This window comes from Stenotrophomonas sp. YJH_SMC_21 (assembly GCF_059369555.1).
Window position 1 is genome coordinate 66,483 of the sequence record NZ_JCAFSU010000019.1, and the last position, 12,247, is coordinate 78,729.

At 67.0% G+C, this 12,247-nt stretch carries 12 protein-coding genes; 7 read left to right on the forward strand and 5 right to left on the reverse strand.

Annotated elements, in window-relative coordinates:
- Window position 1: 1 nt before the first annotated feature.
- From AC5P67_RS18445 to folB, 4 genes are all read right to left on the reverse strand, one after another.
- Window positions 2–547 (reverse strand): hypothetical protein, encoded by a 546-nt coding sequence (locus AC5P67_RS18445; protein WP_180874409.1) that lies wholly within the window; start codon window positions 545–547, stop codon window positions 2–4.
- Window positions 548–677: 130 nt separating this feature from the next.
- Window positions 678–2,852 (reverse strand): glycoside hydrolase family 3 N-terminal domain-containing protein, encoded by a 2,175-nt coding sequence (locus AC5P67_RS18450; RefSeq protein WP_495215062.1) that lies wholly within the window; start codon window positions 2,850–2,852, stop codon window positions 678–680.
- Window positions 2,853–2,980: 128 nt separating this feature from the next.
- Window positions 2,981–4,252 carry a mechanosensitive ion channel family protein gene (locus AC5P67_RS18455; protein WP_005407808.1) on the reverse strand — a complete coding sequence of 424 codons (1,272 nt, stop codon included), beginning with the start codon at window positions 4,250–4,252 and terminating at the stop codon, window positions 2,981–2,983.
- Window positions 4,253–4,343: 91 nt separating this feature from the next.
- Window positions 4,344–4,697, reverse strand: coding sequence for a dihydroneopterin aldolase (gene folB, locus AC5P67_RS18460; RefSeq protein WP_005407807.1), 354 nt, complete (start codon window positions 4,695–4,697; stop codon window positions 4,344–4,346).
- 354 nt (window positions 4,698–5,051) lie between these two features.
- On the opposite strand from folB, the gene AC5P67_RS18465 reads away from it, so the two are divergent.
- Complete coding sequence (locus AC5P67_RS18465; protein ID WP_049396178.1) at window positions 5,052–5,705, forward strand: hypothetical protein; 654 nt, start codon at window positions 5,052–5,054, stop codon at window positions 5,703–5,705.
- A gap of 33 nt (window positions 5,706–5,738) precedes the next feature.
- On the opposite strand, the gene tsaD is transcribed toward AC5P67_RS18465, so the two are convergent.
- Window positions 5,739–6,764: a tRNA (adenosine(37)-N6)-threonylcarbamoyltransferase complex transferase subunit TsaD gene (tsaD, locus tag AC5P67_RS18470; RefSeq protein WP_032966370.1), complete on the reverse strand. Its 1,026-nt coding sequence runs from the start codon at window positions 6,762–6,764 to the stop codon at window positions 5,739–5,741.
- 166 nt (window positions 6,765–6,930) lie between these two features.
- Here tsaD and rpsU point away from each other — a divergent pair, with 166 nt between their 5' ends.
- The 6 genes from rpsU (at window position 6,931) to AC5P67_RS18500 (ending at window position 12,078) form a co-directional block, all read left to right on the forward strand.
- A complete protein-coding gene (rpsU, locus tag AC5P67_RS18475) occupies window positions 6,931–7,146 on the forward strand; it encodes a 30S ribosomal protein S21 (RefSeq protein WP_002808376.1) in 216 nt (71 codons plus the stop codon).
- A 134-nt stretch (window positions 7,147–7,280) separates the two neighbouring features.
- Window positions 7,281–7,724 carry a GatB/YqeY domain-containing protein gene (locus tag AC5P67_RS18480; protein ID WP_062606923.1) on the forward strand — a complete coding sequence of 148 codons (444 nt, stop codon included), beginning with the start codon at window positions 7,281–7,283 and terminating at the stop codon, window positions 7,722–7,724.
- A gap of 105 nt (window positions 7,725–7,829) precedes the next feature.
- A complete protein-coding gene (locus AC5P67_RS18485) occupies window positions 7,830–8,750 on the forward strand; it encodes a YihY/virulence factor BrkB family protein (RefSeq protein ID WP_049396179.1) in 921 nt (306 codons plus the stop codon).
- A 60-nt stretch (window positions 8,751–8,810) separates the two neighbouring features.
- Window positions 8,811–10,550 carry a DNA primase gene (dnaG, locus tag AC5P67_RS18490; protein ID WP_033833640.1) on the forward strand — a complete coding sequence of 580 codons (1,740 nt, stop codon included), beginning with the start codon at window positions 8,811–8,813 and terminating at the stop codon, window positions 10,548–10,550.
- Window positions 10,551–10,577: 27 nt separating this feature from the next.
- Window positions 10,578–11,078, forward strand: a complete 501-nt coding sequence (locus AC5P67_RS18495; RefSeq protein ID WP_495215065.1) for a protein tyrosine phosphatase family protein — start codon at window positions 10,578–10,580, stop codon at window positions 11,076–11,078.
- Window positions 11,079–11,106: 28 nt separating this feature from the next.
- Entirely contained in the window at window positions 11,107–12,078 is a 972-nt protein-coding gene (locus tag AC5P67_RS18500; protein ID WP_049396182.1) for a bile acid:sodium symporter family protein, read from the forward strand.
- Window positions 12,079–12,247: the final 169 nt, after the last annotated feature.

Genomic DNA, 12,247 nt, shown 5'->3' on the forward strand with positions numbered 1-12,247 from the left:
TTCATTGGATGGTGATGACCTTCACCTCGGTCTTCGTGCAGGCCTGGTCCAGGCACTGCCCGTTCAACCACACCTGGCCGCTGCCGATCATCACGCCCTGCTGGTTGACGAACACCTTGCCGAAATCCTGCTCGGACACCGCCTTGACCACCGCCGGGGTGATGATCTTCTCGTAGTTGCGCTGGAACTCACCGGGGCCGGTGATCTTCTTTCCGCTACCGACGTTCAATGGAAAGCGCACTTCCTCGACCACCGCAGCGCGATCGCCGCCAACCACGGCGGCCTTGAACGCATTGAAGACCTTCTCGAACTGCGCCGCATCGCCAAGCAGCGTTTCGATGCGCGCGCGTGCGTCTTCGGCCGGCGCTTCCGCTGCGGGCGCGGCCGGTGCCGAAGCAGCGGGTTCAGTGGCAGACGCCGCAGGCGTTGCCGGGGCGCTGGCCTCCATCGGCGGCGGTGCATCCGCCGCAGGCTCGGCCGGGGGTGCCGCCGGCTGCGAACAGGCGGCCAGCATCAGGGCGGGAATCAGACAAGCCATCCGGCGCATGCGCGCACTCCATCGAAACAGGGAGCCCGATGGTAGCGCCGCCGCGGTGAGGACAACAAAAAGGGGACGGAGGGGATTAAGTCGTTAGTGGCACAAACGACTTAATCCCCTCCGTCCCCTTTTTCTTCGATCAGGCCTTCAGCAGCTCGAACTGCACGGCTTCGCCGGCCGCCGAGGACGCGCAGACCCACAGGTCGAAGTGGCCCGGTTCGGCACGCAGCACGCCGTCGCGGCCGGTGAAGGCCAGTTGCTCGCGGGTGAGGGTGAACACCACGTCGGTCGACTCGCCTGGCTGCAGTGCCACCTTGCGGAAGTCCTTCAGTTCACGCACCGGACGCACGCGGCTGGCCACGCGGTCGTGGATGTACAGCTGCACCACTTCCTCGCCGGCCATGTCGCCGCTGTTGGTCAGCGTGGTGGTGATGGTCAGGGTGTCGTCCCAGCCGAGCTGCGCCGCACTCAGCTGCGGCACGCCGTAGGCGAAGGTGGTGTAGCCGATGCCGTGGCCGAACGGGTACAGCGGCTCGTTCGGGATCTCGCGCCAGCGAGCCTTGAACTCCGACATGGTCGGCAGTTCCGGGCGGCCGGTGCGCGGGTGGTTGTAGAAGTACGGCTGCTGGCCGGACACCTGCGGGAAGCTGACCGGCAGGCGGCCGGACGGGCTGTAGTCGCCGAACAGCACATCAGCCACGGCATGGCCGGTCTGCGTGCCCAGGTACCAGGTGACCGCCACCGCGTGCGCGTTGCGCACCGCGCCCTGCAATGCCAGCGCGCGGCCGTTGCGCAGCAGCACCACCAGCGGCTTGCCGGTCATCGCCACCGCCTCGGCCAGTGCCTGCTGTGCCGGCGGCAGGGTGATCTCCACGCGCGACTGCGCTTCACCGCTGTAGCGCTGCGGTTCGCCCAGCGCCAGCACCACCACGTCGGCGCGCAGCGCGGCAGCCACCGCTGCTTCGGTGCCGCCCGGAATGGCGGTTTCCAGTTCGCAGCCCGGCACGATCTCCAGCAGCGCTTCATCGCCGATGGCGGCGCGCACGCCGGTTTCCAGGTCCACGTAACGCTGCTTGTCGCCGAACAGGGTCCAGCAGCCTTCAATGTTCTCGCGGTCCTGCACGAACGGGCCGATCAGCGCGATCTTCTGCCCGGTCTTCTGCAGCGGCAGCACGTTGTCACGGTTGTTCAGCAGCACGATCGAACGGCGCGCGGCATCGCGCGACAGTTCGTCATGCGCGGCGAGGTACGAGGTATCGGCTTCGCGCACCGGGTCCAGCGAACGGTACGGGTCGTCGAACAGGCCGATGGTTTCCTTCAGCCACAGGATGCGGCGCACGCCCTCATCCAGCACCGCCATCGGCACCTCGCCGCTCTCGACCAGGCCCGGCAGGTGCTCGGCGTAGAAGCCGCTCTGCATGCTCAGGTCCAGGCCGGCGGTGAACGCCTTGGCAGTGGCGTCGCGGTCGTCGGCGGCGTAGCCGTGGGCGACCAGTTCCATGTCGGCGGTGTAATCGGAGATCACCACGCCCGGGAACTTCCACTCACCGCGCAGGATGTCGGTCAGCAGTTCGGCGTTGGCACTGGCCGGCACGCCATTGATGTCGTTGAACGAGGACATCACGGTGATCGCGCCGGCGTCGAAGGCGGCCTTGAACGGTGGCAGGTGCACGTCGCGCAGGGTCTGCGGCGAGATGTCCACCATGTTGTATTCCATGCCGGCCATCACCGCGCCATAGGCGGCGAAGTGCTTCGGCGTGGCCAGCAGCGAATCGGCGGCGCGCAGGTCGCTGCCCTGGAAGCCGCGCACGCGGGCGGCGGCAAAGGCACAGCCCAGCACCACGTCCTCACCGGCACCTTCGGCGCCACGGCCCCAGCGCTGGTCGCGGGCGATGTCCACGGCCGGGGCATAGGTCCAGTGCAGGCCGGCAGCGGTGGCCTCGATGGCGGTGGCGCGCGCGGTGCGCTCGGCCAGCGCCGGCTCGAAGCTGGCGGCCTCGCCCAGCGGAATCGGGAACACGGTGCGCATGCCGTGGATGACGTCGGCCGCCAGGATCACCGGGATGCCCAGACGGCTCTCTTCGGTGGCGACCTGCTGGATCCGGCGGCCCAGTTCGGCGCCCACACCATTGAACAGCGAGCCGACCTTGCCCTCGCGCACCTGCTGCAGCACCTGGTCGGCATTGCGCACGTTGGCTTCCGGGTTCACGTCCGGGGCGAACGGGCGGACCATGTCCGCGAAGACACCCAGCTGGCCGACCTTTTCCTCGACGGTCATCTGGGCAATGAGGGATTCGATGCGATCGGAGGCCACCGGCAGTCCTTGATGAAAACGTTTACAAACCCGGCATTCTAGCGATCCCGGACGATTTGGCGAGGGGTTTGTTCATTCAGTTTCAGCCACCAGCGGGGTCCGTATGGCCCCGCCGGGGGCACCGCAGCTTACTCCGAGCCGGCCAACTGGCGCTGCCCGGCCATCAACATGGCGTCGCTGGAGGCCTGGAACACCCGCAGGCCGAAGGCCGGCAGGATCGCCAGCAGGTGGTCGAAAATGTCCGACTGCACCGCCTCGTACTCACCCCAGGCGGTGCTGCGGGTGAAGCAGTACAGCTCCAGCGGCAGGCCTTCGGTGGTCGGCTGCAGCTGGCGTACCAGCAGGGTCATGTCGGTATGGATGCCCGGGTGGCTGCGCAGGTAGCGCTCCACATAGGCCCGGAAGGTACCCAGGTTGGTCACCCGGCGGCTGTTGACCTCGGCCACGCCCTGCTCGCGCAGGCGCCCGTTCCACTGCCCCAGCTCCTGCTCCTTGGCCTGCAGGTAGTCGCGCAGCAGCGCGAATTCACCGAGGAAGGCCAGGTCGCCCTCATCCAGGAAGCCGACGCTGTGCTGGTCCAGGTACAGCGCGCGCTTGATCCGGCGGCCACCGGCCTCCTGCATGCCGCGCCAGTTCTTGAACGACTCGGTCACCAGCTTCTTGGTCGGGATGGTGGTGATGGTCTTGTCGAAGTTCTGCACGGTGATGGTGTGCAGGGCGATGTCGATCACATCACCGTCGGCGTTCTGGCTGGGCATCTCGATCCAGTCACCGATGCGCACGCGACCATCGCCACTGATCTGTACGCTGGCCACCAGCGACAGGATGGTGTCCTGGAAGATCAGCATCAGCACTGCGGTGGCGGCGCCGAGACCGGTGACCAGATAGCGGAGGTCGACGCCGGCCAGGGTGGCAACGATCGACAGGCCGGCGATCACGAAGATGACGATCTTGGCGACCTGCAGGTACCCCTTGATCGGCTTGTTGCGTGCCTCGGGGCGGCGCTCGTAGAGATCATTGGCCGCATCCAGCGCATGCGAGATGGCCAGCACCACGGTCAGGATCGCCCACGCCTGGCAGGCGCCGATGATGAAGCTCACCAGCCCCGGCGGCAGGTCCGGCACGATGCGGATGCCCGAGGCGATCACCTGGCTGGGCACCACATTGGACAGACGCGAGATCACCCGCATCAGGTGGCTGCCACGGCCGGTATCAGCGCCCGGCAGGCGGCTGAGCAGGCGTCGCAGCCCGCGCAGCAGGATGCGCTTGGTCACCCAGTTGGCCAGGCCAGCGGCGATCAGCAGCGCCGAGATCATCAACGCCAGGTAGGCGCCAGGATAGGGTTCCAGTGTGTTCTGCAGCCGTTCCAGCCACTGTACCGCCACCACCGCGTCCACCATCGGTTGTCTCCTGTCTGTTTCGTTGTTGCCAAGGTTGCCGGCCAGCGGCCGGCACTACCGGGGTTGCTGGCCAATGGCCGGCGCGACCGGGTCAGTCCCGCGTGCGTTCGATGATCACGCCCACCGCGCGCGCGCCGCGCACCGCGCCCGGCTTGCTCAGCTTCAGGCGCAGCCACTTCACATCGAATTCGTCCAGCACGATCTGCGCGCAACGTTCGGCCAGGGTCTCGACCAGGCCGAACTCCGACTCGCGCACGAACTGTTCCAGGCGCTTGCTCACCGCCTTGTAGTTCAGGGTGTGGGCGATGTCATCGGTGGCTGCGGGGCGACGGTTGTCGAAGCCCATTTCCAGGTCGAACACCAGGTCCTGGCGGATCCGCCGCTCCCAATCGTAGATGCCGATCAGGGCGTCGATCGTCAGCCCCTCGATGAAAACCTTGTCCATTGCGGTTACCAGCCGAATACAGACGGCCATGGTACCGGCACGGCGGTGAGCCTGCCCGGAACGGGCGGCGGGCCACCGGCGTGGGGCGGTCCGGAAAAAACAAAGGGCCCTGCTAGCGGGGCCCTTTGGTACCTCTCAACGTCCCCGGGGGGAGCTGGAATCCAGCCGCGAGTCCCGGAGCACACGATGCAGATCGTGACGTTCATTTCCTCTACGGTCCAGAGTCAATCACGACATACTGGAGGAAGCCCAAGGCGATACAGGAATTTTGCTGCCTGACACGGCGGCATTGCCCGATATCACGCCTGCGGCAACCAGCGCAGGCTAGTGATCCGCCATGTGGTCCCGTATTTGATGAGAGAGCAACGAATCCTGCAGGCAGCGCTGTCACGCCCACGGTGGGCGACGTACAAACGCATTGCATACCGGCACTGTTTGGACGCCGCCTCACTTTACGTATGGAACATGCAGATGTGCGGCGCGCTGCTATCTCCCCTGCACGTCTGTGAAATCGTAATCCGCAATGCGGTGGCCGCGGCGCTGGCGCATACCTTCGGGCCGCGCTGGCCCTGGCATCCTGCACTGCTGCAGCGGATGCCAGCAGATGGCGCGTTGTCGGCCTTGCAGGATATCCATAGACAGGCAGATCCTCGGATGGACACTCCGGAGATCATCGCCAGTCTTCGTTTCGCTTTCTGGCAGCAGCTTTTCACGCGGCGCTTCGAGGGAGCCATCTGGGCGCGGGGCTTGAAGATTGCGTTGCCGAACGCGCCACAGGATGCTCTCAGCGTGGTCCGCACGAACATCCATGCTGACCTCGACCGCATCCGCCACCTGCGCAACCGCATCGCCCATCACGAGCCCATCCTCGAGCGCGACATCGGCGCCGACCTGGCCGCGATCGGGCGGCTGATCCATGCCCGCTGCCCACACACGCTGGGCTGGCTGCAGCGCCATGAGCGGGCGACAACCGTGCTGGCGGCGTCGCCGTTGGCAGTGCATCGGTAATGCGTCCGCCGGCCGTGGCCCGACGCTACCTGTTCACACCGCCGGCAGGGTCGCCATGTCCCAGCGCGGGGTCACATCCACCTTCGGCGGACTGTGCTGGCCGGCCTGCAGGCGCAGCGCGCCGGCGAAGGCGATCATCGCGCCGTTGTCGGTGCACAGTGCCGGCCGCGGGAAGCAGGCGCGGCCGCCGAGGCGCTCGGCCATCTGCTGCAGGCGGGCGCGCAGGCGCTTGTTGGCGCCGACGCCGCCGGCCACCACGATCACGTTGGTCCCCGCCGCTTCCAACGCGCGCTCGCACTTGATCGACAGGGTCTCGACCACCGCATCTTCAAAGCCCCGGGCGATGTCGGCACGGGTCTGCTCGCTCTGGTCGCTGTCGCGCCAGGCCATCAGGACCTGGGTCTTCAGGCCGGAGAAGCTGAAATCCAGCCCCGGGCGGTCGGTCATCGGCCGCGCGAAGCGATACGCGCCCGGCGTGCCCTGCTCGGCCAGCCTGGCCAGCTGCGGGCCACCGGGGTACGGCAGCCCCATCAGCTTGGCGGTCTTGTCGAAGGCCTCGCCGGCCGCATCGTCCAGGGTTTCGCCCAGCAGGCGGTACTGGCCGATCGCATCCACCGCCACCAGCTGGGTATGGCCACCGGACACCAGCAGTGCCACGAACGGCGCTTCCGGCGGGTCGTCTTCCATCAGCGGGGCCAGCAGGTGGCCTTCCATATGGTGTACGCCCACGGCCGGTACCTCCAGCGCCCAGGCCAGCGAACGCGCCACGCCCGCGCCCACCAGCAGCGCGCCGACCAGGCCGGGACCGGCCGTATAGGCCACGCCATCGATATCGCCTACCCCCAGACCGGCTTCGGCCAGGGTCTGGCGCACCAGCGGCAGCAGCTTGCGGACGTGGTCGCGGCTGGCCAGTTCTGGCACCACACCACCATATTCGGCGTGCAGGGCGATCTGGCTGTAGACCGCATGGGCGCGCAGGGCCGCGCTGCCGGACAGGCCGGTGTCATACACCGCCACGCCGGTCTCATCACAGGAAGATTCGATGCCAAGGACTCGCATGCCTGCTATTATGACGCCCCTGCCGCCCCCTCGGGGGATGTGCAGATCTCACTGCTTTCGAACTTCCGGCCCGTATTCAGGGTTGGCCGCTTGCAGTTTGTCTATTCGCCGCTATAATGTGCGGCTCGCCGGGCGTGACCCGGTTCTACTGTGTCCCGGAGATTCCATGCCCAGCGTCAAAGTCCGCGAGAACGAGCCCTTCGAGTTTGCTCTTCGCCGCTTCAAGCGCACTTGCGAAAAGGCCGGTGTGCTGGCCGAAACCCGCAAGCGCGAGTTCTACGAAAAGCCGACCCAGGAGCGCAAGCGCAAGGCCGCCGCTGCTGTGAAGCGTCAGCTGCGCCGCTCGTCGCGCGACGTCACCAAGCGTCAGCGCCTGTACTGATCGGACGCATCTTCATTGCGGCGGGCCTGCCTGTCGCGATGGAGCCGAAGCCGGCACGCGCGAGCGTCGCCGGCTTTTTGCGTTTCCGGGTTCGGGCATCCGCCCCCGCCCCACCTACCACCACGAGGTTCCTCATGAGCATGAAGCAGCAGCTCACCGAAGACATGAAGGCCGCCATGAAGGCGGGCGAGAAGCACAAGCTGGGCGTGATCCGCCTGATCAATGCCGCCATCAAGCAGCGCGAAGTGGACGAGCGCATCGAACTGGACGACACCGCCGTGGTCGCCGTGCTCGACAAGATGGTCAAGCAGCGCAAGGACTCGGTCAGCCAGTACGAAGCCGCCAACCGCGAAGACCTGGCCGAGATCGAGCGCGCCGAGATCGTGGTCATCGAAGCCTACCTGCCGGCCAAGATGGGCGAAGCCGAGATCGTGGCCGCCATCCAGGCCGCCATCGCCGAAACCGGCGCCTCCGGCCCGGCCGACATGGGCAAGCTGATGGGCGCACTGAAGCCCAAGCTCGCCGGCCAGGCCGACATGGGCCTGGTCTCCAAGCTGGTCAAGCAGCTGCTGGCGTAATCCAGCACTTGCGGTCGGATCCCTTCCGCGACGCGGAAGGGCTCTGACCCCATTGATGCACCCGCTTCACCGCACCTTCGTCGGTCGCCTGCTACAACCGCACACATGGTTGAACCCGAGCCCAACGTTCCCGTGTCACTGCACAAGTACATCAAGCGCCTGCAGGACAGCTTCCCGATGGCGGTGGCCAAGCGCTTCATCGACGTCGACGTGCTGACCCAGGCAGCTTCCGTCTCCTTCTACGCCCTGCTGTCGATGGCACCGTTGCTGGTGCTGCTGCTGTGGCTGACCGCCTCGCTGTACCCACCGGCCCAGCAGGCACTGATCGACCAGATCAGCTCGGTGGCCGGCAGCAGCGCGGCCACCGTGGCCGAAACCGTTCTGAAGAACGCCGACAACCAGCCGGATGTCGGCTCGCTGGCGGGTGTGTGGAGCACGCTGCTGCTGTTCGTCGGCGCCACCGCCGTGTTCGCCCAGCTGCAGAACGCACTGAACCTGATCTTCCGCACCAGCGGCGAGCGCCTGGAAGGCCTCAAGGCCTGGCTGCGCAAGCGCGTGTTCTCGTTCGGCGTGGTGCTGGCGCTGGGCTTCCTGCTGATCCTGTCGATGACCGCCACCACGGTGCTGCAGGTGGCCTTCGCGCAACTGCCCTCGATCCTGCCCGCGCTGGGGTACGTCACGAGCCTGCTGCTGTACGCAGTCGGCTTCGCCTTCATGTACCACTACCTGCCAGACCGTCGCGTGGCGTGGCGCCAGGCCTTCATCGGCGGCGTCATCACCTCGGCACTGTTCGCACTGGGCCGGTACGGCATCGGCGTCTACATCGCCACCGTGGCCCCCGGCAGTGCCTACGGCTCGATGGGCGCGCTGGTGATCTCGCTGGTCTGGATCTACTACGCCACCGTCGTGTTCTTCGTTGGCGCCCTGATGACGGCGGTGATCGATGAGCGCCTGCGCGCGCGTCATCACCTGGCCGCAGCCGGCATTGATCCGGCAACCGCCAGCCAGGTGCCCGACAGGGGGTAAACTAGGCCAACCGCCCCGGTTCCGTCGCGTGGTCCTGCACCGCGCCCTGCCCTGTTGCCCATGGCCCGTATCCCCGACGCTTTCATCGACGACCTGCTCGCCCGCACCGACATCGTCGAGGTGGTGGGCAGCCGCGTGCCTTTGAAGCGCCAGGGCAAGGAGTACGCCGCGCGCTGCCCGTTCCATGACGAGCGCTCCGCGTCGTTCACGGTCTCGCCCACCAAGCAGTTCTATCACTGCTTCGGCTGCGGCGCGCACGGCACCGCGATCAGCTTCCTGATGAACTACGACCGCCTCGAGTTCCTCGACGCGGTGGATGAGCTGGCCAAGCGCGCGGGCATGGAAGTACCGCGCAACGAGAACCCGCGCAGCCCCCAGCAGCAGGACGACAGCCGCGAGCTGTATTCGGCACTGGATGCCGCCGCCCGGTTCTTCCAGAAGAACCTGGAAGGCAGCGACAAGGCACGCAGTTACCTTGATGGGCGTGGCGTGGACGAAGAGAACCGCGCGCGCTTCCAGATCGGCTATGCGCCGGATGGGTACAGCGGCCTGCGCGATGCACTGGGCAAGGACGAGCGGCGCATGAAGCTGCTCGACCGCGCCGGCCTGTTCTCCAAGAACGATCGCGGCCATGTCTACGACAAGTTCCGCGACCGGGTGATGTTCCCGATCTTCGATCGTCGCGGCCGGGTGATCGCCTTCGGCGGCCGCGTGTTCGAGAAGGACGACGGCCCCAAGTACCTCAACTCGCCCGAAACCGCGCTGTTCCACAAGGGCCGCGAACTGTACGGCCTGTGGCAGGTGCGCCAGGCCAACCAGAAGATCGAGCGGTTGATCGTGGTCGAGGGCTACATGGACGTGGTCTCGCTGTTCCAGTTCGGTGTCACCCAGGCGGTGGCAACACTGGGTACCGCAACCACGCCGGACCATGCCGAGCTGCTGTTCCGCAACGCGCCGGACGTGTTCTTCTGCTTCGACGGCGACGCCGCCGGCCGCCGCGCCGGCTGGAAGGCGCTGGAGTCGGTGCTGCCGCGCATGAAGGACGGCCGCCAGGCCTTCTTCCTGTTCCTGCCCGATGGCGAAGACCCGGACACCATCGTGCGCAAGGAAGGCGCCGAGGCCTTCAACGAGCGCCTGAAGCAGGCCACGCCGCTGTCGCAGTTCTTCTTCGATGAACTGACCCGCGAGATCAACCTGGGCACACTGGACGGCAAGGCACGCCTGGCCGAGCGCGCAAAGCCGATGCTGGCGCAGATTCCCGACGGTGCCTTCGGCGACCTGATGAAGCAGCAGCTGGCGCAGCTGACCGGGCTCGGCGGCAACGCCCAGGCTGCACGCACGCCGATGCCGCAACGCCAGCCTTCGCGCACGATCCAGCCGGTGGCCAGGCGCAGCCTGGTGCGCGGCGCGATCGCCGTGCTGCTGCAGCAACCCTCGCTGGCGCTGACCCTGGGCGGCAAGCATCACTTCCAGGGCCTGCGCCTGCCCGGTGTGGAACTGCTTCTGGAGCTGCTGGGGCTGGTCGAACAGCGCCCGGACATCAGCACCGGCGCCCTGCTGGAACACTTCGACGGCCGCGAGGAACAGGCCTCGCTGCATACATTGGCCGCACAGACGCTGCCCGGCACCGAGGCCAGCTGGACCCAGGAACTGCACGACGCAGTGGCCCAGCTGGAGAAACAGCTGCTGGTGCAACGTCTGGAGGAGTTGTTGGCAAAGCAGCGCCAGCAGGGTCTGGACGATACTGACAAATACGAACTGCGCGAGCTGTTGAAGGCCCGCGCCGGACTGCGCTTGTAGCGGCAGGACGTTTTCACGGAGAGGACCATGCTGCTGCGCCTGACCTGCCTGCTGTTGTTGTCGCTCTGCCTGCCACTGACGGCCCTGGCCGAAGACGTGCCTCTCAACGAAGTCCGTCCCGGCCTGTATGCCGGTGGCCAGCCCAGCGCCGCACAGCTGCAGGCCCTGGCCGCACGGGGCGTACGCACGGTGATCGACCTGCGCCAGCCTGGCGAGGACCGGGGTTTCGATGAAATCCACGCGGCCGAATCGCTGGGCCTGCGCTATGTGCGCATTCCGATGGCCGGCGCCGAGGGCCTGGATGCGGCCAATGTGCGCGCGGTGCACCAGGCCCTGCAGCAGAGCCAGGGGCCGGTGTTGCTGCACTGCGCGTCCGGCAACCGCGCCGGTGCCGTGCTCGGCCTGGTCAATGCACGCTACGAACATGCCAGCCCGGAACAGGCCCTGCAGCTCGGCCAGCGTGCCGGCCTGAAGTCGCTGGAAGCCGCCACCCGCCAGCGCCTGGCCACGCCATCCACTTCGCCCTGACTCCACCGCACCAAGGACTCTGCCCACCATGACCCGCTGGTGGTCGCGCCTGCGACCGGACAACTTCACCCTCGCCCTGCTGTGCACCGTCGGCCTGGCCTCGCTGCTGCCGATGAAGGGCGCCGCCGCCATCGTCCTCGACGATGTCACCACCGTCGCCATCGCCGCGCTGTTCTTCCTGCATGGTGCGCGCCTGCCGCGCGAGTCGATCATCGGCGGCATGCTGCACTGGCGGCTGCACCTGACCATCCTGGCCTGCACCTTCATCCTGTTCCCGCTGCTGGGGCTGATGTTCAAGCCACTGTCGGGCTGGCTGCTGACTCCGGAGCTGTACCTGGGCGTGCTGTTCCTGTGCACCCTGCCGTCCACCGTGCAGTCGTCCATCGCGTTCACCTCGATGGCCCGCGGCAACGTGCCGGCAGCGGTGTGCAGCGCCTCGCTGTCGAGCATCCTCGGCGTGTTCCTGACCCCACTGCTGCTGACCGCGCTGGCCGGCACCTCCGGCGGCGTACATGACCCACTGCACGCGATCGGCGGCATCATGCTGCAGCTGCTGGTGCCGTTCGTGGCCGGCCACCTGCTGCGGCCGTGGATTGCCGGCTGGGTTGAGAAGCAGCGCGCGCTGCTGCGCTACACCGACCAGGGCACAATCCTGCTGGTGGTGTATTCGGCGTTCGGCGAAGCGGTGACCGAAGGGTTGTGGAGCAAGACACCGCTGCTCTCGTTGCTGGCCGTGGCCGTGGTGGCTGCCGTGCTGCTCGGCATCGCCATGCCGCTGATCACCTTCATCGCCCGCCGGCTGCGCTTCAACCGCGAGGACGAGATCGCCATCGTGTTCTGTGGCTCGAAGAAGAGCCTGGCCACCGGCGTGCCGATCGCCAAGGTGCTGTTCGCCGGCGGCAGCCTCGGCGCGATCGTGCTGCCGGTGATGATCTACCACCAGATCCAGCTGATCGTCTGCGGTGTGATCGCGCAGCGGTATGCGCGGCGCAAGCCCTGACAGGGCGCGCGGGTTGTTCCGAGTGAACCATCCACGCATGGCGTGGATCTTATCTCTTGCCAATCTGGCACCTTGGGTGCCGAGAGCCCGGCGTGGGCGACCGTGTGGATCCAGGTCTTGCGACCGAGAAGTAGCTTGGGTCCCCACGCCGGATTCTCCCTGAACCGCC